The organism is Rhizobium sp. NPDC090279 (genome assembly GCF_044769665.1).
GTDB lineage: Bacteria > Pseudomonadota > Alphaproteobacteria > Rhizobiales > Rhizobiaceae > Rhizobium.
In genome coordinates this window covers 246,369-270,694 of the sequence record NZ_JBIVYI010000007.1, presented here as the reverse complement: position 1 = coordinate 270,694, position 24,326 = coordinate 246,369, and the positions used below count along the sequence as shown (strand labels likewise).

At 62.4% G+C, this 24,326-nt stretch carries 17 protein-coding genes; 9 read left to right on the top strand and 8 right to left on the bottom strand.

Annotated elements, in window-relative coordinates:
* The first annotated feature begins 63 nt into the window (after positions 1-63).
* The 3 genes from ACIQWP_RS19375 (at position 64) to ACIQWP_RS19365 (ending at position 2,781) form a co-directional block, all read left to right on the top strand.
* Complete coding sequence (locus tag ACIQWP_RS19375; RefSeq protein ID WP_402790618.1) at positions 64-726, top strand: sulfite oxidase-like oxidoreductase; 663 nt, start codon at positions 64-66, stop codon at positions 724-726.
* 205 nt (positions 727-931) lie between these two features.
* Positions 932-2,371 (top strand): MFS transporter, encoded by a 1,440-nt coding sequence (locus ACIQWP_RS19370; protein ID WP_402790615.1) that lies wholly within the window; start codon positions 932-934, stop codon positions 2,369-2,371.
* A 104-nt stretch (positions 2,372-2,475) separates the two neighbouring features.
* Positions 2,476-2,781 (top strand): hypothetical protein, encoded by a 306-nt coding sequence (locus tag ACIQWP_RS19365; RefSeq protein ID WP_402790612.1) that lies wholly within the window; start codon positions 2,476-2,478, stop codon positions 2,779-2,781.
* Positions 2,782-2,803: 22 nt separating this feature from the next.
* On the opposite strand, the gene ACIQWP_RS19360 is transcribed toward ACIQWP_RS19365, so the two are convergent.
* Together ACIQWP_RS19360 and ACIQWP_RS19355 are read right to left on the bottom strand one after the other, a co-directional pair.
* The gene (locus ACIQWP_RS19360) at positions 2,804-3,199 is read right to left on the bottom strand and encodes a type II toxin-antitoxin system VapC family toxin (RefSeq protein ID WP_402790609.1); all 396 of its coding nucleotides are present in this window, start codon (positions 3,197-3,199) and stop codon (positions 2,804-2,806) included.
* Positions 3,199-3,426 (bottom strand): type II toxin-antitoxin system VapB family antitoxin, encoded by a 228-nt coding sequence (locus ACIQWP_RS19355; RefSeq protein ID WP_402790607.1) that lies wholly within the window; start codon positions 3,424-3,426, stop codon positions 3,199-3,201. Before ACIQWP_RS19355 ends, ACIQWP_RS19360 begins: the two co-directional genes overlap by 1 nt.
* A 171-nt stretch (positions 3,427-3,597) precedes the next feature.
* Here ACIQWP_RS19355 and ACIQWP_RS19350 point away from each other — a divergent pair, with 171 nt between their 5' ends.
* Positions 3,598-4,788: an acetyl-CoA C-acyltransferase gene (locus tag ACIQWP_RS19350; RefSeq protein WP_402790604.1), complete on the top strand. Its 1,191-nt coding sequence runs from the start codon at positions 3,598-3,600 to the stop codon at positions 4,786-4,788.
* 560 nt (positions 4,789-5,348) lie between these two features.
* On the opposite strand, the gene ACIQWP_RS19345 is transcribed toward ACIQWP_RS19350, so the two are convergent.
* The gene (locus tag ACIQWP_RS19345) at positions 5,349-7,850 is read right to left on the bottom strand and encodes a heavy metal translocating P-type ATPase (RefSeq protein ID WP_402790601.1); all 2,502 of its coding nucleotides are present in this window, start codon (positions 7,848-7,850) and stop codon (positions 5,349-5,351) included.
* A gap of 172 nt (positions 7,851-8,022) precedes the next feature.
* Here ACIQWP_RS19345 and ACIQWP_RS19340 point away from each other — a divergent pair, with 172 nt between their 5' ends.
* The 4 genes from ACIQWP_RS19340 to ACIQWP_RS19325 all read left to right on the top strand — a co-directional run bounded on the left by ACIQWP_RS19340 (position 8,023) and on the right by ACIQWP_RS19325 (position 17,078).
* Complete coding sequence (locus ACIQWP_RS19340) at positions 8,023-9,132, top strand: RHE_PE00001 family protein (RefSeq protein ID WP_402790599.1); 1,110 nt, start codon at positions 8,023-8,025, stop codon at positions 9,130-9,132.
* Between the two features lie 214 nt (positions 9,133-9,346).
* Positions 9,347-10,858, top strand: a complete 1,512-nt coding sequence (locus ACIQWP_RS19335; RefSeq protein ID WP_402790596.1) for an efflux RND transporter periplasmic adaptor subunit — start codon at positions 9,347-9,349, stop codon at positions 10,856-10,858.
* Positions 10,855-13,974 (top strand): efflux RND transporter permease subunit, encoded by a 3,120-nt coding sequence (locus tag ACIQWP_RS19330; RefSeq protein ID WP_402790593.1) that lies wholly within the window; start codon positions 10,855-10,857, stop codon positions 13,972-13,974. The genes ACIQWP_RS19335 and ACIQWP_RS19330 overlap by 4 nt, the downstream gene beginning before the upstream one ends.
* Positions 13,971-17,078, top strand: coding sequence for an efflux RND transporter permease subunit (locus ACIQWP_RS19325; RefSeq protein WP_402790590.1), 3,108 nt, complete (start codon positions 13,971-13,973; stop codon positions 17,076-17,078). The genes ACIQWP_RS19330 and ACIQWP_RS19325 overlap by 4 nt, the downstream gene beginning before the upstream one ends.
* A 353-nt stretch (positions 17,079-17,431) precedes the next feature.
* On the opposite strand, the gene ACIQWP_RS19320 is transcribed toward ACIQWP_RS19325, so the two are convergent.
* Positions 17,432-20,581 carry an efflux RND transporter permease subunit gene (locus ACIQWP_RS19320; protein ID WP_402790587.1) on the bottom strand — a complete coding sequence of 1,050 codons (3,150 nt, stop codon included), beginning with the start codon at positions 20,579-20,581 and terminating at the stop codon, positions 17,432-17,434.
* Between the two features lie 9 nt (positions 20,582-20,590).
* Complete coding sequence (locus ACIQWP_RS19315) at positions 20,591-21,817, bottom strand: efflux RND transporter periplasmic adaptor subunit (protein ID WP_402790584.1); 1,227 nt, start codon at positions 21,815-21,817, stop codon at positions 20,591-20,593.
* 180 nt (positions 21,818-21,997) lie between these two features.
* Here ACIQWP_RS19315 and ACIQWP_RS19310 point away from each other — a divergent pair, with 180 nt between their 5' ends.
* Complete coding sequence (locus ACIQWP_RS19310) at positions 21,998-22,666, top strand: TetR/AcrR family transcriptional regulator (protein ID WP_402790581.1); 669 nt, start codon at positions 21,998-22,000, stop codon at positions 22,664-22,666.
* Between the two features lie 104 nt (positions 22,667-22,770).
* Here ACIQWP_RS19310 and ACIQWP_RS19305 read toward each other — a convergent pair whose 3' ends face one another.
* The 3 genes from ACIQWP_RS19305 to ACIQWP_RS19295 form a co-directional block, all read right to left on the bottom strand.
* The gene (locus tag ACIQWP_RS19305; protein WP_402790578.1) at positions 22,771-23,010 is read right to left on the bottom strand and encodes a hypothetical protein; all 240 of its coding nucleotides are present in this window, start codon (positions 23,008-23,010) and stop codon (positions 22,771-22,773) included.
* 288 nt (positions 23,011-23,298) lie between these two features.
* Positions 23,299-23,757: a helix-turn-helix domain-containing protein gene (locus ACIQWP_RS19300; protein WP_402790575.1), complete on the bottom strand. Its 459-nt coding sequence runs from the start codon at positions 23,755-23,757 to the stop codon at positions 23,299-23,301.
* Between the two features lie 188 nt (positions 23,758-23,945).
* Complete coding sequence (locus ACIQWP_RS19295) at positions 23,946-24,254, bottom strand: hypothetical protein (RefSeq protein WP_402790573.1); 309 nt, start codon at positions 24,252-24,254, stop codon at positions 23,946-23,948.
* Positions 24,255-24,326: the final 72 nt, after the last annotated feature.

The window sequence follows — 24,326 nt, the reverse complement described above, 5'->3', positions numbered from 1 at the left end:
TCCTTGACTTGACTCCCGCGCAGCTCGGTCATCCTATTTCTGCTCAGCAGAGAGGATAGCTGCATGAGCGACGACCAGATCCCCGCCGACAGCAAGCTCACCACTTCCAAGCGCCGCTGGGCGGCGGAGGGCAGGTTTCTGACCGGGCGCATCAGCCGACCCGAGACCGAGCGCCTGCCGCCGGGGCAGCATCTCGTCAAGAACTGGCCGGTACTCGATCTCGGGGAGCAGCCGCAGGTTTCGCTGTCGAGCTGGCGGCTCGATGTGTTCGGGTTCGTGGAAAAGCGGCTCAGCCTCGATTGGGCTGCCTTCCAGGCGATCGTACAAAGTACGGGGATCAGCGACATCCATTGCGTGACGACATGGTCGCGCTACGACAATCGCTGGGAAGGGGTTTCGACGCGCGATCTCCTTGATCTCGTCATGCCGACGGCGGAGGCGCATCATGTGCTGCTGACGAGCTATGACGGCTATACCACCAACCTCCCGCTTTCAGATTTCGCGGCCGAGGATGCGATCCTCGCCACCGCCTGGGAGGGCCAGCCGCTGACCGGCGAGCATGGCGGGCCGATGCGTCTCGTCGTGCCGCATCTCTATTTCTGGAAGAGCGCGAAATGGCTGAACCGCATCGAGCTCATCGGCGCCGACAGGGCCGGCTTCTGGGAGAAGAACGGCTATCACATGTATGGCGACCCCTGGCGCGAGCAACGTTATTCCGACGATTGACGCCTGGGTAGTGGTGCGGATCGAGAGTTACCGCGGCAAATCCGGCTAGCGGCGGGGTTTCTTATGTCATAGTGCCAATTTTTGATGACCTCTGACATGGGTTGCGGCTTTGCAAGCCGTGGCGATGGGCGTATTCATTGATCCTATGATTGCTGTCGGGAGAACCCGACCATCCCTTGAACACGATTCTTTGAAATTCCATGCCATGACCGTTGCCCGGACTACAGAACAGCTTTCCGAAGACAATTTCGGCCGGCAATCGCGTATCATCGCCTTCGTCGTCGCCGTCTCCTTTTTCATGCAGTTCCTGGACGGCACGATCATCACCACCTCGCTGCCGCAGATGGCGCTGACGTTCGGCGTCGAGCCGGTGTCGATGAGCATCGGCATCACGGTCTACCTGTTGACCATGGCGGCCTTCGTGCCGCTCGCCGGCTGGGCGGGCGATCGCTACGGCGCCCGGCGGGTGTTTCTGGCGTCGATCATCATCTTTACCGCGGCGTCGCTGTTTTGCGGCCTGTCCGGCAGCCTCACCGAGTTCGTCATCGCGCGCGCCGTCCAGGGTGTCGGCAGCGCGCTGATGACGCCTGTCGGGCGCATCATCGTGTTGCGCAACGCCCGCAAGTCCGATCTCGTGAACGCCATGTCGATGATCGTCTGGCCGGCGCTGACGGCGCCCGTCATCGGGCCGGTGCTCGGCAGCTTCATCACGACTTACCTGACATGGCACTGGAATTTTCTGATCAATATCCCGATCGGTCTCGTCGGCATCGGTCTCGTCCTGCGCTTCGTGCCGGATCAGCGCGAGGAGAAGGCCGTACCGCTCGATGTCGTCGGTTTCCTCCAGTCGGCGGCAGGGCTGACCTTCCTGCTTGCCGGTCTTGAATTTGTCGTCCAGGGCACGTTCGGTCTTGCGCCCAGTGTCGGGCTGATTGTCGTCGGGATCGTCCTTTCGGTCATTGCCACCCGGCATTTCATGCGGGTCGACGCCCCTTTGCTCGATCTCTCGGCCTTCAAGGTCCAGACCTTCGCCATGTCGACGCTTTCGGCCGGCACGGCGAGCCGGATCGCGATCAACGCGACGCCGTTTCTGATCCCGCTGCTTTTTCAAGTCGGCTTCGGCCGCACGGCGATCGACGCGGGCACCTATCTGCTGTTTTACTTCGCCGGCAATCTCGGCATGAAGGCGATCACGACGCAGATGCTGAAAATCTTCGGCTTCCGCAACGTGCTCGTCGTCAATGGCCTGATCTCGTCGGCCAGCATTGGCGGCTGTGCGTTTCTGTCCCCGTCGACACCGGACCTGCTGATATATTGCCTGCTATTCATTGCCGGCCTTTCGCGGTCGATGAACTTCACGGCGCTGAATACGCTGGGGTTTGCCGATATTCATGCCGCGCAGCGCAGTTCAGCCTCGACGTTGTCGAGCATGCTGCAGCAGGTTTCGCTCTTGCTCGGCGTTGCCGTGGCCGCCGCCGTCCTCAATCTCTCGCGCACGATTCATGGTGGGGAAACGCTTTCGCTCGTCGATTTTCGCTGGGCTTTCCTCGTCGTTGGCCTTATCGGTGGCATCTCCGCATTGCGTTTTATCAGCCTGCCGCATGATGCCGGCGCCGAGGTGTCCCGCCATAAAGTGAAGACCTGATCAAAACCTTCAAATTCTTAACGATATTGACAGGCAAGCCGCTGTAAAAATGGCCTGCCAGTTCCCATATGAAATTTGCGTCAACTCCCACAGGAGCCAGTTCCATGCTGCTCAGAACCCTCGCCATTTCCGCCCTCGTCATCGGCATGTCCAGCGCCGCCATGGCGGAACAGGTGCACAAGCATCATCCCAAGCGCGTCAATGTCGAGGCGCTCCAGACCGATATCGGCAATGTCGATCATTCGAAGGACGCAATCCTCCCGAACGGGGTTATCAATACCGACCCGTCGGTGACCGGCCCGATCCGTGCGGGTGACACGATTTCCCGTCTGCAATGCGCTGCCGCACCGAACTCTGTCGGCGCGCGCGCGAGCGCGTTTTCCGCAGGTTCAGCATCGCTTTGCCCTTGATCGCAATATCGCATCGAGCCGCTTAGGCCAGCTCGATGTCCGTCTGCTTGAACCGGTCGCTCTTCGACAATAGCGGCTGGCGATAATAGCGAGTGCAGGCATAGGTCATGCAATCGTCAAGGCTGAGGCCCGCCGAGTGGCGGCCTTGGCCGAAATGCTCATATGCTTCTGCCGCCAAGGCGGCGGCACGAGGCGGAACTGCGAGCAGCTGAATATTCATCAGTTGCAGAAACGTGCGCACTGCTTCGCCGGCCTCGGTCGGCGACATCCCCAAAGTGGTGGAAACCTGGATTGTGGCATTGGCTGCGGCAAGCGGCGAGGTCATTCTGACGGTTGCCGGCTGCATGCGGATGGCGAAGGCGCGCGCCTCCTCCTCGTCGGTCATCATCGCCGACAGCACCGAAGCGTCGATAAACATCAAACCTCCCCCGTCGTGTCAGCGCTTCCACCCCTGGCGGTGGCCTTCTGCCTGAGGTTGCGGCAGAAGGCGACGGCGACGTCGGCGAGCGCCGGTTTGGTCAGTTCCTCATCCAGTGCCTTCTGCAAGGCGAGCCGCACGGCTTCGGTCTTGGTGGGGGCCTTGGTCAGCACCTGGTAGCGCCGTGCCAGCCGGTCGATGGCGTCGTCCTTGATGTAAAGCGGCATGGAATATCCCTTTGAATTCTAGAGATATCCTTACGGTGTATCCGCTAAGCGGGCAATCACATCTGTCGCCGGTTTCGCATTCAACCTCTCGCAATATTTAGATGACGATCATCATCTAACGTGATAGCTATACAGGCGAAGATATCGTTTGTTGACCCGTGAGGAAACGTCATGTCCGCTATCGACCCCGTCGTCATCGTATCCGCCACGCGTACGCCGCTCGGCCGTTTCCTGGGAGATCTTTCGCCTTTGCAGGCGCCCGAGCTTGGCGCGCATGTTATCCGCGCCGCGCTGGAGCGTGCCGGCCTTTCGGCTGACAGGGTGGATGAAGTTCTGTTCGGCTGCGTCCTGCCCGCGGGGCAGGGACAGGCGCCGGCCCGGCAGGCTGCTCGCGGGGCTGGCCTGCCGGATGCCGTCGGCGCCACCACCGTCAACAAGGTCTGCGGCTCGGGCATGAAGGCGACCATGCTGGCGCATGACCTCATTCTTGCCGGTTCGGCCTCCATTGCAATCGCCGGCGGCATGGAGTCCATGTCGAATGCGCCTTATCTGCTTGCCAAGGCGCGCGGCGGTTATCGCATGGGCCATGACCGCATCCTCGACCATATGATGCTCGACGGGCTCGAGGATGCCTATGAGAAAGGCCGATCTATGGGCGATTTCGGCGAGAGGGCGGTCGAGGCCTATCAGTTCACTCGCGACGATCAGGATGCCTATGCGGTCGAAACCCTGTCACGTGCTCGCAAGGCGCTGGAGACAGGTGCTTTCGAGGCGGAAATTACCCCAGTTTCCGTCATGGCTAAGGGTGGCGCTGTCATGGTGTCGAAGGATGAGCATCCGCAGAAAGTCTCGCCGGAGAAGATCCCGACGCTCAAGCCCGCCTTCCGTAAGGACGGCACCATCACAGCGGCCAGCGCCTCTGCCAATGCCGATGGTGCGGCAGCCTTGGTCCTGACGCGCCGCTCGGTTGCCGAGCGCGAGGGGTTGCCGATCCTTGCCGAGATCAAGGCCCATGCCACGCACAGCCAAGAGCCTGCCTGGTACACGACCGCGCCGATCCCGGCGATCCGCAAGCTGCTTGAGAAGACCGGATGGAAGGTGGGCGATGTCGATCTCTTCGAGATCAACGAGGCCTTTGCCGTCGTCGCCATGGCGGCCGCCAAGGAGCTCGGCATTGCGCGCGATCGCCTGAATGTCAACGGTGGCGCCTGCGCCCTTGGCCACCCGATCGGCGCCACGGGGGCAAGGTTGATCGTGACGCTGCTGCATGCGCTCGAACGTCAGGGTGCGCGGCGTGGCGTTGCCGCGCTCTGCATCGGCGGCGGCGAGGCGACGGCGATTGCTATCGAGCGGGTTAGCTAAAAGATGCTTAGGGTGCGCCTGGCGAGATAGCCCCTCATCCTAACCTTCTCCCCGCAGGCGGGGAGAAGGGACGACTACGCCAGGCCCGTGAACTTACAGGAAAGATCGTAGGCTATGCCATCAAAGCCCCCTCGCGCCGCTTGCGGGGAGAGGGCTGGGGTGAGGGGCAGCGCGGTCCGCCCTCTCCATGCCGTTAAACATAGACCAGTTCGTAGACGTAGGATTTCGCCTCCTTCTTGCTTACCCATTCTCCTTCGGGCGGATAATCGGCATCCTGTTCCGGAAACGGCACGTTCCATGGTCTGCCGAGCAAGGCCGCGTCTTTGTCGTCCCAAACGCCCCAGCCGAAACCCGATTGAAAGCTGATCCAGAGGTCGGCGTCCTCACGCTGGTAGCCGATCTTTCCGTCGGGCAGCTGTTTGCGATGAAACGTACAAAACCAAGTCGTCGCTTCGCCGCCTTAGCTGAAATTGATCCCTGTTCTTGCCCCATCCGCTGTCTTGTTTGGCGAACGGATACTGGCATCAGGCATTTGCGGTGTCCAATTTCTCAATATTGCTCTATTTCGCCAGCCGGAGCCGGAGTGCGTTGGCGATGACCGAGACTGAGGAGAGGCTCATCGCCGCCGCGGCGATCATCGGAGACAGAAGCAGCCCGAAGACCGGGTAGAGCACGCCGGCTGCCAGCGGCACGCCGAGCGCATTGTAGCCGAAGGCGAAGGCGAGGTTCTGCTTGATGTTGCGAATAGTCGCTTCCGAGAGGCGGCGCGCCCGGACGATGCCGTTCAGATCGCCCTTGACCAGCGTGATGCCGGCGCTTTCCATCGCGACATCGGCGCCCGTGCCCATGGCGATGCCGACATCGGCTGACGCAAGCGCCGGCGCGTCGTTGACGCCGTCGCCGGCCATGGCAACGACGTAGCCTCTGGTGCGCAGTTCGTCGATCAGCGCCTTCTTGCTCTCGGGCAGCATGTCGGCGCGCACCTCGTCTATGCCGAGCTCTCTGGCGACGGCGGCGGCGGTTTTGCCATTGTCGCCGGTCGCCATGACGATCTTGAGGCCGCTGTCATGCAGCGCCTTGATCGCGGCTGCCGTGGTCGGCTTGATCCGGTCGGCGACGGCGACAAGGCCGGCAAGCTTCCCGTCGATGGCGACGAACATGACGGTCTTGCCTTCGCCGCGCAGGCGCTCGGTCTCCGCCTTCAAGGCATCGGTCGTAACGCCGAGGTCGGCCATCATCGCGGCATTGCCGAGCGCGATTACGGTCTCGCCGACGCGGCCTTCGACGCCCTTGCCGGTCACCGCCGAGAAGCCGGAGATTTCGACAAATTGCGCGCCGCGCTGCTCGGCGCCGGCAAGGATCGCTTCGGCGAGCGGGTGTTCGGACCCGCGCTCCAGGCTGGCGGCGAGGGAAAGCAGGCGCGCCTCATCGACACCCGCAGCGGTGACGATATCGGTGAGGTTCGGTTTGCCTTCGGTCAGCGTGCCGGTTTTGTCGACGATCAGCGTGTCGACCTTGGCGAAGCGTTCCAGCGCCTCGGCGTCGCGCACCAGCACGCCTTCGTGCGCGCCTCTGCCCGTGGCAATCATGATGGACATCGGCGTTGCCAGGCCGAGCGCGCAAGGGCAGGCGATGATCAGAACGGCGACGGCGGCAAGCAGCGCATGCGCCAGGCGCGGCTCCGGCCCGACAAAGGCCCAGACGGCAAAGGCGATGATGGCGGCCGCCACGACGGCGGGCACGAAGACGGCGGAGACGCGGTCGACCATTGTCTGGATCGGCGCGCGCGAACGCTGTGCCTTGGCGACGAGCTCGACGATACGCGACAGCGTCGTCTCGGCGCCGACCTTCTCGGCCCGCATGATGAGCGTGCCGTTCTTGTTGATCGTGCCGCCGGTCAAGGGATCGCCCTTGGCCCTTTCGACCGGCAAGGGTTCGCCTGTGATCATTGATTCATCGATGGTGGATTGCCCTTCGACGACGGAACCGTCCACGGGAACGCGCTCGCCAGGGCGCACGCGCAGTCGGTCGCCAGCCAGGATTTCGTCGACGGGCACATCGGTTTCGCTGCCGTTGGCGTCGATACGCCGCGCCGTCTTCGGCGCGAGATCGAGCAAGGCGCGGATGGCCGAGCCGGTGCGTTCACGGGCTTTCAGTTCTAATACCTGGCCGACAAAGACCAGTGCGACGATGACCGACGCCGCCTCGAAATAGACGGGTATGGCCTCGCCATGGCCACTAGACATCATGGGGAAGAGGCCAGGCGCCAGCGTGGCGACGATGCTGTAGAGATAGGCGGTGCCGACGCCGAGGCCGATCAGCGTCCACATGTTGGGGCTGCGATTGACGATCGAGTTCCAGGCGCGGCGGAAGAAGGGCAGGGCGGCCCAGAGCACGACCGGCGCCGCGAGGACGAGTTCGACCCATGTGGCTGTGGGTTCGCCGATCCAGCCGCGGATGGGCAGGCCGAGCATCGGCCCCATGCTGATGACGAGCAGCGGCAGCGACAGGGCGGCACTGATCCAGAGCCGGCGCGTGAAATCGACCAGTTCCGGGTTCGGGCCTTCATCGGCGGCGGGCGCGCCCATCGGTTCCAGCGCCATGCCGCATTTCGGGCAATCGCCGGGGTGGTCGCTGACGACTTCGGGGTGCATCGGGCAGGTGTAGAGCGTGCCTTTCGGCACCGGCTTCGGCGCCGGCTTGTTGCCGTCGAGATAGGCGGATGGATCTGCCTCGAACTTTGTTTGGCAGCCGGCGGAGCAGAAGTAGAATTTCTCGCCTTCATGCTTCAGGAAATGGCGTGCGGTGGCGCGATCGACCGCCATGCCGCAGACGGGGTCCTTGGCGGTGAGATAGTTTTCCGGCGCAGCCTCGAACTTCGCGCGGCAGCCGTTGCTGCAGAAGTGAAACGCGCGGCCGCGATAATCCAGCGACGGCTTGCCCGTGGGATCGACGGTCATGCCGCAGACGGGATCGCGGATCACCACATCCTGCACATGGGCGTCATGATGGTCGCGGCTATGACCATGATTGCCGTGATCGTACTCGTCGTGCGGTGTCATGTCATACTCCCTTGCCCGAAGAGGGCGTCGGATCGTTTTATGAACCTTCCCATCGCTGGAAGGTCAAGACGAAAAATAGTGATTGCCATCCACAGTTCACAGAGTTGCCTTCCTATCTCGCTGCGAATGGCGATGATAGGTTCCGTAAGATCGATGCAACGATGTGATTCCAATGCGATATGATCTGACCACACTGCCGCTTGCCACGCTTCTGCCCGCCATCGTCAAGGCGGAAGACATGTTGGCGCGGCTGGACGAGCGTGTCCTCAGGCACGTGGTGGCGGATGGCTTTCGCGAGCGCGGGCATTTTTTCGACGCGGCCGGCGCGCTCTGGGTCGGCGGGGAACTCGTGCATGTGGAGGATCTCGTTCTGCATGACGCGCGCATGGATACGCGCACGCCGACGCACGAGCTGACCATCGCCCATGCCGTGCTGCGCAGCCGGCGCCGCCTTTGGACCGCCGATCCTTCCTGGGGGCTGGAGCCGGCAGGTCTTGCCGTCCTGCGCGGTGACGTCGGCGAGGCCGAGGATGCAATTGTGCCGCGTTCGACGCCTGCGGAAATTATGGAGCCAGACGAGCAGCAGGACGAGGAGGACGATTTCGGGGTCGATTTCGCCGAGATCGATGCGATCCTTGCCCGATCCGACAAGATCCTGAACGGCGGCATCCCGGAGGCCCGGCTGCCGACGGTCGATATCGAAGACCCCCTGGCGCTCATCCGCGACGAGGATTGGGATGAAGACGAACGGGTGGAGAGTTGGCGTGCCATCATCCGCGAGGCGGATCTGTTGCCCGCGGCTCTCGGCGCCGCGGTGCTGTTCGATGCCTGGGAGCGGATCGAACCGCTCAGGCGCCAGCATTGGCTCGGCGGCTTGCTGGTCAGCGCCTATCTGCGCAGCCGGGGCAAGGTCACGTCGCATCTCTTCTGCCTGAATGTCGGGCTCAAAGCCGTCCGGCATGATCGGCGGCGCGCGCCGGACCGCATCACGCGGCTGACAGCCTTTCTGGAGGCGATGGCGCTGTCGGCCGATTCGGGTCTGAAGGAGCTCGATCGGCTTTCGCTCGCCCGGCTGCAGATGGAGCTGCGGCTCAAGGACCGGCGATCGAACAGCAGCCTGCCCGAAGTCATCGACATCGTGCTGTCGCGGCCGATCGTGTCGGCAAAGATGATCGCGCGTCATGTCGGCGTTACTTCCAGAGGTGCGCTCAATCTGGTGGCCGAACTCGGCCTGCGCGAGATGACGGGTCGTGGCCGCTACCGTGGCTGGGGCGTCCTTTGATGCGCCGCAACGGCCAGTGCGGGTAGGCGCGGCGGCGTTGCAACCACAACCCTAGTTTTTCGTCCAATGTTACAGTTTGTTACGCTAAGTGGCGCTAAAATGGACAAAATTTAATGCCCATACCAAATTCCTAAGCGGCACGATGCAAGCTAAGGTCGCGCCATGAAAATCGGGGGATCACGGATCACCTGGGGCTTTGAAGAAAGGTGCGTGAATGGCTCGGACGTTTCGGGTCGTGGTGTGGTTGGCTGTTATTGGCGCAGTGGGGTACGGCGCCTATGCGACCCGCGATCGTTGGCTTGGGCCGGCAGAGAAGCTGCTCGGCTATCAGAATGCTGCAGCACCTGGCGAGCAGGCCCAGGGCGGACGCCGTAACGGCCAGGGGCAGGGCGGCGGCTCCGGCGGACGGCGCAGCCTGTCGCAGTTCAGCGGGCCGGTTCCGGTGCTGGCCGCGGATGCGACGACGGCCGACGTTCCCGTCTATATCAATGGCGTGGGTTCGGTGAAGGCGCTGAATACCGTGACGGTGCGTGCGCAGGTCAACGGACGAATCGTCGGAATCAATTTCGTCGAGGGCCAGGATATCAAGAAGGGCGATGTCATCGCCCGCATCGACGATTCCGTCTATAAGGCGCAGCTCGACCAGGCGATCGCCAAGAAGGCGCAGGACGAAGCTCTGCTCGCCGGCGCCCAGCGCGACCTCGTGCGCTATCAGCTGATGGTGAAGAGCGCCTCCGGCACGCAGCAGCAGGTCGACACGCAGACGTCATTGGTGGCGCAATATACCGCGCAGGTCCAGGTGGATGTGGCCGCCATCGAAAGCGCGCAGGCGACTTTGGACTATACGACGATCAGGGCAGCCTTCGACGGGCGGACCGGTATCCGCAACGTCGATGTCGGCAACCTCGTCAGCTCGTCGGACGCGACCGGCATCGTGACGCTCTCCCAGATCAAGCCGATCTCCGTGCTGTTTTCCATTCCACAGCAGCAGCTTGCCCGCGTCAATGCGGCAAGCGCAGCCGGAACGCTTGCCGTCCAGGCCATGGGCAATGACGGCGAGACGGTCGTCGACGATGGTTCGCTGGGAGTGGTCGACAATCAGGTCGATCCCACGACGGGCACGGTCAAGTTGAAGGCGAATTTCCCGAACGACAAGCTGGCGCTGTGGCCCGGCGCCTTCGTCAATGCCCGCCTGCTCGTCGAGACGCTGAAGGGCGTCACCGTCATTCCGAGTGGCGCCGTGCAGCGCGGGCCGAACGGCACCTTCGTCTATATCATCGGACAGGATCAGACGGTCGCGATGAAGCCGGTGAAGGTGCGTCAGCAGGACGACACGCTGGCCGTCATTACCGATGGCGTGTCGCCCGGCGACAAGGTGGTGACGACGGGCTTCGCGCGGCTTCAGAACGGATCGAAGGTGGAGATCTCGGCCAATCCGGATCAGGCTTCGCCGGCTGCGCCGTCAACCGACAACAACGGGCAACCGGTGGCGGAGAACGACCCGCAGAATGCCGGTGCCGGCGCCGCGAACGCGGGCGAACGTCCGCATCGCCGCCACAACGGCCAGGGTGGAAACGGCGGCCAAGGTGGTCAGGGCGGCACGGGCGGTCACAACGGCCATCGCGGCCAGGATGGTCAGCCTGCTGCTGGCGCCGCGCAGGGGGCGGATACGGGCGGCGGCTCCACGGCCAACAATTCCTCCGCTACGCCGACGCAACAACAATGAACGTCTCGTCGCTCTTCATCTCCAGGCCTATCGCCACCTCGCTTCTCGGGGTGGCGGTTCTGTTGGGCGGCATTCTCGGTTTTATCTTTCTGCCGGTCGCGCCGCTGCCGCAGGTGGATTTCCCGACGATCCAGGTGACGACGCAGCTTCCGGGAGCCGATCCCGACACGATGGCGGCGCTGGTGACGGCACCCCTGGAGCGGCCGCTCGGCCAGATCCCATCGCTCGCCTCCATGACCTCGTCGAGTGCTTTCGGCATCAGCCAGATCACGCTGCAATTCGATCTCGGCCGCGATATCGATGGCGCCGCGCAGGATGTCCAGGCGGCGATCAATGCCGCCGGTTCGACCTTGCCGCGCACGCTTCCCTATCCGCCAACCTATTCGAAGGTGAACCCGGCCGATACGCCGATCGTGACACTGGCGCTGCGCTCCAACAGCTATTCGATCCGCGAGCTCAGCGATTTCGCCGACACGATGATGGCGCAGCGTCTGAGCGAAGTATCCGGCGTCGGCGACGTCAATATCCAGGGCGGCGTCAAGCCGGCCATCCGCATCCAGGTGGACCTGCCGCGCCTTGCTTCCTATGGCCTGGCGCTGGAAGACATCCGTTCTGCCATCACCAATGCCAGCGTTGCCGGCGCCAAGGGCTCGCTCGACGGCACCCAGCAGAGCTTCACGCTGGCGGCCAACGACCAGATCGTCGATCCGAACATCTACAGGTCTGTCATCGTCGCCTATCGCAACAGTGCGCCGGTGCAATTGAAGGACGTGGCGACTGTTGTCGAAGGGCTGGAGAACAACCGCGTCGGCGCCTGGTATCAGGGGCAGCCCGCCGTCATTATCGACATCATGCGCCAGCCGGGCGCCAACGTCATCCAGACGGTCGAGAACGTGCTGAAGCAGATCCCGAAGCTGAAGCAGGCCATGCCGGCCGGCGTTTCCCTCGATATCGTCAATGACCGTACCGAGACCATCCGCGCCTCGATCCATGACGTGCAATGGACGCTGGTCATCTCCATCGGCCTCGTCATCCTCGTGGTTCTGCTGTTCCTGCGGACGATGACGGCGACCTTCATCGCCGGCGTCGCCCTGCCGTTGTCGCTGATCGCGACCTTCGGCGTCATGTGGTTTGCCGGCTTCAGCCTCGATAATCTGTCGCTCATGGCGCTGACCATCGGCACCGGCTTCGTCGTCGACGATGCCATCGTGATGATCGAGAATATCGCCCGCCATATCGAGGAGGGCGAAAACCCGATGCAGGCGGCGCTGAAGGGCGCCGGCGAGATCGGCTTCACCATCATTTCGCTGACGGTCTCTCTCGTTGCGGTGTTCATTCCGCTGCTGTTCATGACCGGGATCGTCGGGCGCATGTTCCGCGAATTCGCATTGACGCTCACCATTGCCGTCGTCGTGTCGGCGGTGGTCTCGCTGACGCTGACGCCGATGATGTGCGCGCGCATCCTGCGCAAGCCCAAGGAGCGCCGGGGCGGCTTCCTGGCCGGCGCCGACCGCTTCACGGACTGGATGATCGAAGGCTATCGCCGCAGCCTGGTCTGGGCCGTGGATCGCAGCGCACTCATGCTGCTGGTGACGGTGGTGACGCTCGCCGCAACCATCGCGCTCTATATCGTCATTCCCAAGGGCTTTCTGCCGGCGCAGGACACGGGTCTCATCACCGCCGTCATCGAGGCGGAGCCGACGACGTCCTTCGAGACCATGAAACAGATCCAGGCTGATGTGACCGACCGGCTGCGCAAGGACCCGGATGTCGATGGCGTCGTCTCCGTCATCGGCGCCAGCGCCAGCAATCTGACGCTGAATACGGGCAATCTCAGTCTCGTGCTGAAGCCGCGCAGCGAGCGTAATGCTTCCGCCGATCAGATCATCGACCGGATGCGCGGCGAGGTCACCGGTATGCCCGGCATCCACGTCACCTTCCAGAGCGTGCGCGACATCTCCATCAGCACCAGGGCAAGCCGCGCGCCCTATCAATATACCTTGACCGGCACGGACACGAACACGGTGGTCGACTGGTCGCAGAAGCTCGCTCAGCGCCTGCAGGAGAGCCCGAAGCTCTTCGATGTCTCCTCCGAAGTCGAAATGGGCGGCGGTCGCATCTTCGTCGACGTCAATCGCGAGACTGCTTCGCGGCTCGGCGTGTCGATGCAGGCCGTCAGCGATACGTTGAACGATGCCTTCGGCCAGCGGCAGATCGCGACGATCTACGGCCAGGCGAACCAGTATCGCGTCATCCTCGAGGCCGCGCCGCAATATCAGGCGGACCCGAAGTCGCTCGACAAGCTCTATGTCGCCGGCGCCAGCGACACCCAGGTTCCGCTCAACGCCTTCACCACGGCGAGTTTCACGACCGCGCCGCTGGTCATCAGCCACGACGAACAGTTTCCGGCCGTGACGCTCAGCTTCGATCTTGCCAAGGGCGCGTCGCTCAGCGATGCCGTGGCCGAGGTCAAGGCGGCCGAGCTGGATATCGGCATGCCCGACAATATCCAGCGCAAATATTCAGGCGACGCCGAGGAATTCGCCTCCTCGCTTGCCGGCGAGCCCTGGCTGATCCTGGCGGCCGTCGTGACGATCTACATCGTGCTCGGCCTGCTTTACGAAAGCGCCGTCCATCCGATCACGATCCTGTCGACACTGCCTTCGGCCGGCGTCGGCGCGCTTCTGGCGCTGATGCTGTTCGGGCAGGATCTGTCGATCATCGCCCTCATCGGCATCGTGCTCCTGATGGGTATCGTCAAGAAGAATGCGATCATGATGATCGACTTCGCGCTCGAGGCGGAGCGCAAGGAAGGCCTTGAGCCGCGCGAGGCCATTCTGAAGGCTTCGATCCTGCGTTTCCGGCCGATCATGATGACGACGCTGGCGGCGTTGTTCGGCGCGCTGCCGCTGGCACTCGCACAGGGCACCGGCGCAGAGCTGCGCATTCCGCTCGGAATCACCATCATCGGCGGCCTCGTGCTGTCGCAGCTCCTGACGCTTTATACGACACCTGTGATCTATCTCGCCTTCGAGCGCCTGCGCGCCAAGGTCGTCGGCCGCAATAGCGGTACGCCGAGCACCGAGATGGACGAACTGGCGGGCGGCGAGACATGAACATCTCCGAGCCGTTCGTCAAACGCCCTGTCGGGACGACGCTTCTGGCGATCGGGCTGATGATCCTCGGCATCGTTGCCTATCGCTTCCTGCCGGTCGCAAGCCTGCCGACCGTGGACCTGCCGACGATCGTCGTCTCCGCCAGCCGTCCGGGCGCAGATCCCGCCAGCATGGCTGCGAGCGTCGCAGCACCGCTCGAACGCCATCTCGGCACCATTGCCGGCGTCACGCAGTTGACATCGGTGAGCTCGCTCGGTTCGAGCACCATCATCGCGCAATTCGATCTCTCGCGCAGCGTCGATGGCGCGGCGCAGGACGTGCAGGCCGCCTTGAATGCGGCGGCAACCGACCTGCCTGGCGATCTGCCGACCCTGCCGTCCTTCCGCAAGATCAATCCGGCGGCAGCACCTGTCCTGATCCTGGCGCTGACATCGGACAACGTCTCTCCAAGCGCCATTTATGATGCAGCCGATACGGTGGTCGTGCAGCGCATTTCGCAGGTGGATGGCGTCGGCGGCGTCACCGTCAGCGGCGCGGACCAGCCCGCCGTACGCGTCAGGCTCGATCCCGACCGTCTCTCGGCCATGGGCCTGTCGCTCGATGCCGTCCGCACGGCGATCGTCAACGCCAGCGTGCTGGGGCCGTTTGGCGCCATCGACGGGGCGGGGGGCGCTTTCTCGCTTGCTGTGAACAGCCAGTTGCGGACGCCGGAAGCCTATGGAAGGATCATCGTGCAGAGCGGCGACGGCACCGCCGTTCGCCTCTCCGATATCGCCACCGTCGAGCCGGGCGTTCGCAACAGCCGCTCGGATGCCTGGTTTGACGGCAAGCCTGCCGTGCTGCTCAATATCACCAAGCAGGCGGATGCGAACGTCATCGCCACGGTCGACGGCGTCAAGCAGCTGATCCCCGAGCTGCAGCGTCTCATTCCCGCCGGCGTCAAAATATCGATCCTTTCTGACCGCACCACGACGATTCACGCCAGCGTCAACGACATGCAGTGGACGCTGCTTGCCACCATCTGCCTGGTCATGGCCGTCGTCTTCGTGTTTCTGCGGCGCGCCACGCCCACGGTCGCGGCCGGCGTCACCGTTCCGCTATCGCTCGCAGGGACCTTCGCCGCGATGTGGCTGTTCGGGCTGTCGATCGACAATCTCTCCCTGATGGCGCTTGCGGTATCCGTCGGCTTCGTCGTCGACGATGCCATCGTCATGATCGAGAATATCTATGCCAATCTGGAAACCGGCATGAAGCCGATGAAGGCGGCGCTCGAGGGGGCAAAGCAGATCGGCTTCACCGTCGTTTCGATCAGCCTGTCGCTGCTTGCCGCCTTCATCCCGCTGTTCTTCATGGGCGGCATCGTCGGCCGGTTCTTCCAGACCTTCTCGCTGACGCTCGGGTTTACCATCGTTGTCTCGACGCTGGTGTCGCTGACGCTGACACCGATGATCTGCGGCCATCGCCTGCGCCAGCATGATATCGATGCCCGGCCCGGCCCGTTCGGCCGCATCGTCGAGGGCACATTGGGCGCCATTATCGGCTTTTATGGCCGGACGCTGCGGGCGGTGCTGCATCACCGGGTCTTGTCGGTGCTCGTCATCATCGCTTGCGTGGTCATGTCGGGCTATCTTTACGTCAAGGTTCCGAAGGGCTTCATTCCGCAGGACGACACCGGCTTCATCCAGGGCGGAACGCAGGCGGCGACCGATATTTCCTATCCCGCCATGGTCAAGCTCCAGCAGCAGGCGGCGGATATCGCCTCGAAAGACCCTGCGGTGTCGGGTCTCGGCTCATCCGTTGGCGGCGGCGGTTTTTCCAGCTCGATCAATCGCGGGCAGCTCTATATTTCGCTGAAGCCGGAATCGGAGCGTGCGCCGACGGCCGAGGTCATCGACCGGCTCCGCAAGCAGCTGATGGCCGTTCCAGGCCTCAGCACATTCCTGTTTTCGCCGGGCGATATCCGCGCCGGCGCCCGCCAGTCGCAATCGCAATACCAATTCACGCTCTGGAGCGCGAATTACGACGAGCTGGTGGAATGGGCGCCCAAGGTGCTGGAGCGGCTGCAGGCCCTTCCGACGTTGACGGATGTCGCGACCGACAGGCAGCCCAACGGCCTGCAGGCGACCGTCAATATCGACCGAAGCCTCGCTTCCCAGCTCGGCGTCAACATCCAATCCATCGATTCGGCGCTCAACAACGCCTTCGCGCAGCGGCAGATCTCGACGATCTACACGCAGCGCAACCAGTATCGCGTCGTGCTGGAGGCAGATCCGAACTATGCTCTCGATCCGCACGATATTTCCAAGCTTTATGTGCCGGCGACGGGCGGCACGCAGGTGCCGCTGAGCGCAGTGGCGTCGATCGACCGGACGCTGGCGCCGCTGGTGGTCAATCATCAGGGGCAGTATCCCGCCGTCACCATCTCCTACAATCTGGCGCTCAACACGCCGCTGCAGCTGGCGAACGACGCGATCCAGAAGGCGGTGCTGGACATGCACCTGCCCGATACGCTGCATGCGGATTTCGCCGGCGATGCTGCAAGCGTCAGCCAGTCCTCCGGCAGCCAGCCGCTTCTGCTTTTGGCGGCCTTGCTGACGGTCTACATCGTTCTCGGCATTCTCTATGAGAGCCTGGCGCATCCGCTGACGATCATCTCGACGCTGCCGTCGGCCGGTCTCGGCGCGCTGCTGGCGCTCGCAATCAGCGGCACCGAACTGACGATCATCGCCTTCATCGGCATTATTTTGCTGATCGGCATCGTCAAGAAGAACGGCATCATGATGGTGGACTTCGCCCTGCAGGGTGAGCGCACGCTCGGCCTGCCGCCGGAGGAAGCGATCTATCAGGCGTGCCTGAAGCGTTTCCGCCCGATCCTGATGACGACGCTCGCCGCGCTGATGGGCGCCATTCCGCTGATCATCGCCTCCGGCCCCGGTTCGGAGCTGCGCCGTCCGCTCGGGATCACCATCGTCGGCGGCCTTGTCGTGTCGCAGGTGCTGACGCTCTATACGACGCCGATCATCTATCTGATGCTCGCCAAGCTGCACGCAAAATGGTCGCCGAAGGCGCAGCCCGCGGCACCGGCTCCGGTATCGTCGAGCTGAGTTGACCTTACCTCCATTGATCGTTGGCGCGTACCCCTTCTCCCCAGCGGGGAGAAGGTGCCGTCAGGCGGATGAGGGGGGCCTGCCAAGAGCGCGAAATCCATGAATTCAGATCGGTCAGCCGCCCCCTCATCCGACCCTTCGGGCCACCTTCTCCCCGAGGGGAGAAGGAGCTTGCGCCGCCGACATGCCTCGCATGAGACTACCCTGCGTTTCCCGGAGACAGTTCCCGAGTATTTGTTCGGCTCCTATGACATCAAAACGAAAGGGGTTCCCGCATCAATGCGGGAGCCCCCTTGGCTTAATCAGGAGTGACGCCGCCCGCTCCCCTGTCGAGGGCGGGCGGTATTTCGTTAATGCGTAGTGCCGCTATCGGGCGCCGGCGTCTCCTGCGCGGTCACCGCGCCAACCCTGCCCTTGAAGACACGACGGACGGAGACGAAGAGCAGCGGAATGAAGAAGATGCCGAGCACGGTGGCGGAAATCATGCCACCCATGACGCCGATGCCGATCGAGTTCTGGCTACCCGAGCCTGCGCCGTTGGCGATCGCCAGCGGCAGAACGCCGAGGATGAAGGCAAGCGAGGTCATCAGGATCGGCCGCAGGCGCTGGCGAGATGCTTCGAGCGTCGCATCGATCAGGTTCTTGCCCTGGTTCTGCTGCTCGATGGCGAATTCGACGATCAGAATGGCGTTCTTGGCGGCCAGACCGATGGTCGTCAGCAGGCCGACCTTGAAATAGACGTCGTTCGACTGACCGAACAGCGTCGCAGCCAAGAGCGCGCCGAAGATGCCGATCGGCACCGACAGCATGACGGCGAGCGGGATCGACCAGCTCTCATAGAGTGCTGCGAGCGCCAGGAAGACGACCAGGATGGAGATGGCATAGAGCTGGCTTGCCTGGTTGCCTGACAGTTTTTCCTGAGCGGACAGGCTGGTCCACTCATGGCTGAAGCCGGGCGGCAGGGTTGCCATGATCTTGTCGATCTCGTTCATGGCGTCGCCCGAGGAAACACCGGGAGCGGCCGCCCCCTGGATTTCGACGGCGGACGAGCCGTTGTAGCGTTCCAGTCGCGGCGAGCCATAATTCCATTCGCCGCTCGAGAAGGCCGAGAACGGGACCATGTCGCCACTGGAGTTGCGCACATACCAGCGGCCGAAATCCTCCGGCTGCATGCGGAAATCCTTGTCGGCCTGCACGTAGACCGGCTTGACGCGGCCGCGGTCGATGAAGTCGTTGACATAGGTGCCGCCCCAGGCCGTCGACAACGTCGAGTCGATATCCGACAAGGTGATGTTCAAGGCGCTTGCCTTTTCCTGATCGATGTCGACCGAGTATTGCGGCGTGTCCTCCTGGCCGTTCGGACGCGTGCCGAAGAGCTTCGGATTCTTGGCGGCTGCTCCCAGCAGCTGGTTGCGAGCGGCGATCAAGGCTGCATGGCCGGCGCCATTGATATCCTTGATGAAGAAGTCGAAGCCGCTGGAGCTGCCGAAGCCGGGGATTGCCGGCGGCGCCAGCGCGAAGACGCTGCCGTCCTTGATCTTCGAGAAGGCGCCCATTGCGCGGCCGGCGATCGCCTGTGCCTTCGATTGCGGTGTCTTGCGCTGATCGAAATCCTTCAATCGGACGAAGACGAGGCCGACGTTCTGGCCCTGGCCGCTGAAGCCGAAGCCGGCGACGGCGAATGCGCCTTCGACATAGTCCTTCTCGGTGTTGAGGTAGTAGTCCCTCACCTGATCGAGCACGGCCCAGGTCCGCGAATCCGCGGCGCCAGGCGGCAACTGGACGGCGGTGAGCAGGATGCCCTGGTCTTCTTCCGGCAGGAACGAGCTGGGAAGACGGTTGAAAAGATAACCGACACCGACGCCGATCAGCACGAAGATCACCAGGAAGACGGCGGAGAAGCGGATCATGCCGCGGATGCTGCGCTGGTAGCGATGAGTCGCCCGTTCGAAATTACGGTTGAACCAGCCGAAGGCGCCCTTCTCCTTGGCCCCATGCTTGGGTTGCTTCAGAAGGGTGGCGCAAAGGGCCGGCGTCAGGATCAGGGCGACGATGACCGACAGCACCATCGCCGAGACGATCGTCACCGAGAACTGCCGGTAGATGACGCCGACGGAACCGGAGAAGAAGGCCATCGGGATGAACACCGCCGACAAGACCGTGGCGATGCCGATCAGCGCGCCGGTGATTTCCTGCATCGACTTGATCGTCGCCTCGCGCGGCGACAATCCCTCTTCCTCCATCACACGCTCGACGTTTTCGACGACGACGATGGCGTCGTCGACCAGAAGACCGATCGCCAGCACCATGCCGAACATCGTCAATGTGTTGATCGAGTAGCCGAACAGCGACAGCACGCCGAAGGTGCCGAGCAGCACGACCGGGACGGCAAGCGTCGGGATGAGGGTGGCGCGAATGTTCTGCAGGAAGACGAACATGACGATGAAGACGAGCACGATGGCTTCGAACAGCGTCTTGACCACGTCCTCGATCGACAGCTTCACGAACGGCGTCGTGTCATAGGGATAGACGATCTCGACATTCGGCGGCAGGGTCTGGCTCAGATTGTTGATGGTCGACCTCACCGCCTCGGCCGTATTGATGGCGTTGGCGCCCGAGGCGAGCATCACGGCAAGGCCGGCCGAGGGATGGCCGTTATAAGTGGTCGAGGTCGTATAGGATGAAGCCCCGAGCTCGACGGTGGCGACATCGTTGATACGCACCAGAGAGCCGTCGGGTTGGCTCTTCAGGATGATATTCTCGAACTGCTCCGGCGTCTGCAGGCGGCTCTTGGCGGTCACCGTTGCGTTGAGCTGCTGACCCTTGCGTTGCGGCAACGCGCCGAGCTGGCCAGCCGAGACCTGCGAGTTCTGAGCTTCTATCGCGCTGGTGACGTCGCTGACCATCAGCTGATATTTGGCAAGCTTGTCCGGATTGACCCAGATGCGCATGGCATAGCCGGCGCCGAAAATCTGGGTGTTGCCGACGCCGTCAATGCGCTTCAGCGTATCGTTTAGCGTGCTGGCAACATAATCCGCCAAGTCGTTGGAGTTCAGCTTGCCATCGGTCGAGACGAAGCCAACGACCATGAGGAAGTTCGACGTCGACTTGGAAACGACGATGCCTGTGGACTGCACGGTCTGCGGCAGCTGGGCGGTGACGAGCTGCAGCTTGTTCTGCACCTGCATCTGCGCGACGTCGGGATCGGCCTTGTTGGTGAAGGTCACCGAGATCGAGGCCTGACCCGTCGAGGTGGACGTCGACGTCATGTAGTCGAGATTATCGATACCGGTCATGCCTTGCTCGATGACCTTGGTCACCGAGTTTTCGACGGTTGCGGCATCAGCGCCTGGATAGGTGGCGCTGATGCTGACCGTCGTCGGTGCGATCTGCGGATATTGCGAGATCGACAGCGTGAAGATCGACAAAGCGCCCGCCAGCATGATGACGATGGCGATCACCCAGGCAAAGATCGGCCTGTCGATGAAAAAACGAGACATGATCTAACCTTACTTCTGGACGCCGGAGGCGGCTTTCATATCGGTCTTTTCCAGGCCGGCCTGCTCCGAGGACGGCTTGCTGTCGGCGGCGGCCTGCTTCACTTCGCCGGTCGCATCGTCGATCGTCACCGGAGAAATGTTGACTTCCTGACCGTCGCGGACGCGCTGGATGCCCTCGACGACCACGCGGTCGCCGTCGGCGACCCCTTGATTGACGAGCCAGCTGTTGCCGATGCTGCGCTCCACCTTCAAGACCCGCTGCTGCACCTTGCCTTCTGCGGTCACGAACAGGGCGATCGGTTCGCCCTTCGTGTTACGCGTCACGGCGCGCTGCGGCACCAGGAAGCTGTTTTCGGCAATGCCTTCCTGGATGGTGGCACGGACATACATGCCTGGCAGCAGGATGCGGTCGGGATTAGGGAAGACGGCGCGGACGGTAATGGTGCCGACCGTCTCAGCGACGGAGGATTCGGCAAATTCCAACTTGCCGGTTTCCTTGTACTGGCTGCCGTCCTCGAGCGTCAGATGCACGGAGACGTTGTCGCCGCTGGTCTTCAGCCGGCCGTCGGCGACGGCGCGGCGGAATTCGAGCAGGTTGGTGCTCGACTGGGTGACGTCGACATTGATCGGATCGAGCTGGCGGATGGTGGTCAGCGCCGTCGTCTGATTGGCGGTGACGAGTGCGCCGACCGTGACCGTGGAGGCATCGACGCGGCCGGAGATCGGCGCGCGCATCTTCGTGTAGTCGAGATTGATGCGGGCGGTTTCGAGCGCAGCCTTGGCGGAGGCGACATCGGCCTGCGCCTGTACCAGCGTGGACTGCGCGTCATCGAAATCCTGCTTGCTGACGGCGTTCTGCGCGCTCAAGCCCTTGTAGCGGTCGAGCTTGGCCTGGGCGCTGGGCACGGCACCCTCTGCCTTCTGCAAGGCTGCTGCGGCGCTGTCATAGGATGCCTGGTAGGAGGCCGGATCGATTTCGTAGAGCACCTCGCCTTCCCGGACCTCCGTGCCTTCCTTGAAATTGCGGCTGCGGATGATGCCGCCGACCTGCGGCCGCACTTCGGCGACGAGGTAGGCGCTGGTGCGGCCTGGCAATTCGGCAGTGATGGCGACGGATTGCGGATGCAGCGACATCGCGCTGACTTCCGCCTTGACGACGGGAGTATTGTTTTTGGCGGCATTCTGCTGGTTGCAGCCTGCCAGCAACATCACGGCGACAATTCCGGCAGCGGTCATCGAGCCGCGGCCAACCGAAAGGCGGTTGGATATCGCCGGATATGCGGGTGCAGAAGTGGGAGGGGCGAGCTTTCGCACGTTGCTATTTCCTGTTGCCTTATTTATGGTACCATGTCGTACAGAAAATATTTGTACTGCTTCAAATGTCAATCGCATTCGGCTGTTGAGGTCAATACGGAAGTGCTGACAAAGGAACGAGCAGCCAAGGCTGACCAGCGTCGCCCGCGGGGCCGCCCTAAAACCATCAACGACGACGCTCGCAGAGCCGAGATCGTCAGCGAGGCGCGCGCGACCTTCTATGAGCTCGGCTATGGCGGCACGACGATGGATCTCGTGGCCGCCCGGTGCCGGATGTCGAAGCAGACCCTCTACAGACTGTTTCCGAGCAAGACCGAACTTTTCATGGCGATCATCGCCGAACATCGCGCTTCCATGTTTGCCTTGCCGCGCCCCGCGGATGAGGATCTGCCGCTCGACGAGGCGCTCGAACAGATATTCATGATCGACATGGACGAAGCCCAGGAGCGCGAACGCGAGGCCTTCATCCACCTCGCCCTTAGCGAATCACAGCAATTTCCCGAGATCGCGACGTTGCTGCACACCTATGGCGCCAGGCAATCGCAGCAGATGCTGGCGGACTGGCTTAGCGAGCAGCAGCGGCGCGGCCTGATCGAGATTGCCGATGCTTCGAGCGGTGCGCGCATGCTGATGAACATGATCTTCGGCGCGATGATTTCGAAACCGGGCCACCCGAACGACTGGCCAAACCGTGAAACGCGGCTGCGTCATCTGCGCCACTGCATCGCGATTTTTACCGCCGGCGTCCAGCCGCGCAAGGGCGATTGCTAAGCCTGTTCGCTCTGACAATCTCGGCTCATCAACGAAAAATGCCGATATGGCTTCTAACCATATCGGCATCGTTCCGTATCCGGCGAAAGCCGGGATTACTGCATTCAGTGTGCCACCACGTTTGCCGCATCCATCGCCTCGTCAAACACGGGGTTCGGCAAGCCGCTTTGATACATTTCCTGCAGCACGGCACCGAGCGCCAAGTCCAGGCACCAGACCGGGAATTCCGCATTCAGGTTTTTGGCGCTCTGCCGTGCATAAGTGATCAGTCGAGCGATGGATGCCAGCTCCTTGAGTGAGTCCGGGTCCTGGTATGCTGTTCCGATCGGAAGTGCTGCTGTCATTTCGTGCCCTCTATTGCCCCCGTTCCCGGCAGACGAATCGTGTCTGGCCGGGAACATGAGCAAACCGTAACGAATGTTTTGCAGCTTGGCGCGTGACATGCGGCGTGACACGATGCTTGATTGTGGCAAAATTTTTATTTTGCAATTTCAAGGCGCGAAACCGCGGCATGTAGACGGGCAAGCGATATCGCGGCCCGAATATTTGCTTGCCGAAACCCGCCTATGCTTCCGCTATCGGCAGGTTTCGGCGCGAATAAAATAAACCGGCATGCTCGCCGGTGGCAGGCCTCAGCTGTGCAAGCTGACCGACACGTTCTTCGCATGGGGAACGTGATCCGGTAGAACGTCGGAAGCATTTGCCAGCGACTTGATCAGCATCAGCACGGACTGGCGGATGCTGGGATCGTTGATCTTCATGAACGCCTTGTTGAGGCTCAGCCCTTCCTTGGACGTCAGAAAATCCGACAGGTCCTCGAGGCCGTTGATCGCGCCAAGGCCGTCCGTGTTCAGCGGCTGCGAATTGTCCTGCTGGAAGAAGAAGGCGACCGGAACGGCCAGCACGCCGGCGATGGCCTGCAGCCGGCTGGCGCCGATGCGATTGGTGCCCTTTTCGTATTTCTGCACCTGCTGAAACGTCACGCCGATCTGTTCGGCGAGCCGCTCCTGGCTCATGCCAAGCATAAGACGGCGCGTGCGCACGCGAGAGCCAACATAGGCATCGATCGGGTTCGGTACTTTTGCACTCACTGCGCGATCTCCTTATCAAATAGGGGCTGGTGGATAGCACCATACTCGTGACCCTTCGCGGGAAGGGACGCGTGCTCTATCTGCCCGCAAAATGTGCGTTAAATATGGGTAGAATTCAACTAAAAGTCTTTTTATGTTAAATTTTATAACTCCGCCACGCGCATAAACCGCAGAAAAGATGATTCGCGTCAATGCGGATTGAAGACGGATGACGGCTTGCAATTGTAGACCGGGCAGCGCGGGTTGTCCCTCGTCGGCACGTAGCTGCGGCCGGCATATTCTGAAATGTCGCATTGGCCGCTGTCGGCCACGTAGCGGTCGTAGAGAACGGGGCCGCCACGGGGTGCAGGATAGCGCAATATCACGGCGCGTTCGCCGGCGATGAGTTGCTGCACCGACGCACAGGTTTTGCTGAGCGACTCGTAGCGGGAAATTGCCGATGCCGGCCCGGCTATCGCGATCACCGTCAGAATAAGGGCTGCGGCAATGATTTTCATGGATGGTCTCTCCCGCAAAAGCGCTCAATCTAAAATAGTAGCGATACGGGAAATGCCAAGATGTGGTGATGC

Excerpts from the sequence above, each read along its gene's own strand:
- ACIQWP_RS19375 (WP_402790618.1), top strand. The coding sequence starts at position 64 with ATGAGCGACGACCAGATCCCCGCCGACAGCAAGCTCACCACTTCCAAG.
- ACIQWP_RS19370 (WP_402790615.1), top strand. The coding sequence starts at position 932 with ATGACCGTTGCCCGGACTACAGAACAGCTTTCCGAAGACAATTTCGGC.
- ACIQWP_RS19365 (WP_402790612.1), top strand. The coding sequence starts at position 2,476 with ATGCTGCTCAGAACCCTCGCCATTTCCGCCCTCGTCATCGGCATGTCC.
- ACIQWP_RS19360 (WP_402790609.1), bottom strand. The coding sequence starts at position 3,199 with ATGTTTATCGACGCTTCGGTGCTGTCGGCGATGATGACCGACGAGGAG.
- ACIQWP_RS19355 (WP_402790607.1), bottom strand. The coding sequence starts at position 3,426 with ATGCCGCTTTACATCAAGGACGACGCCATCGACCGGCTGGCACGGCGC.
- ACIQWP_RS19350 (WP_402790604.1), top strand. The coding sequence starts at position 3,598 with ATGTCCGCTATCGACCCCGTCGTCATCGTATCCGCCACGCGTACGCCG.
- ACIQWP_RS19345 (WP_402790601.1), bottom strand. The coding sequence starts at position 7,850 with ATGACACCGCACGACGAGTACGATCACGGCAATCATGGTCATAGCCGC.
- ACIQWP_RS19340 (WP_402790599.1), top strand. The coding sequence starts at position 8,023 with ATGCGATATGATCTGACCACACTGCCGCTTGCCACGCTTCTGCCCGCC.
- ACIQWP_RS19335 (WP_402790596.1), top strand. The coding sequence starts at position 9,347 with ATGGCTCGGACGTTTCGGGTCGTGGTGTGGTTGGCTGTTATTGGCGCA.
- ACIQWP_RS19330 (WP_402790593.1), top strand. The coding sequence starts at position 10,855 with ATGAACGTCTCGTCGCTCTTCATCTCCAGGCCTATCGCCACCTCGCTT.
- ACIQWP_RS19325 (WP_402790590.1), top strand. The coding sequence starts at position 13,971 with ATGAACATCTCCGAGCCGTTCGTCAAACGCCCTGTCGGGACGACGCTT.
- ACIQWP_RS19320 (WP_402790587.1), bottom strand. The coding sequence starts at position 20,581 with ATGTCTCGTTTTTTCATCGACAGGCCGATCTTTGCCTGGGTGATCGCC.
- ACIQWP_RS19315 (WP_402790584.1), bottom strand. The coding sequence starts at position 21,817 with ATGACCGCTGCCGGAATTGTCGCCGTGATGTTGCTGGCAGGCTGCAAC.
- ACIQWP_RS19305 (WP_402790578.1), bottom strand. The coding sequence starts at position 23,010 with ATGACAGCAGCACTTCCGATCGGAACAGCATACCAGGACCCGGACTCA.
- ACIQWP_RS19295 (WP_402790573.1), bottom strand. The coding sequence starts at position 24,254 with ATGAAAATCATTGCCGCAGCCCTTATTCTGACGGTGATCGCGATAGCC.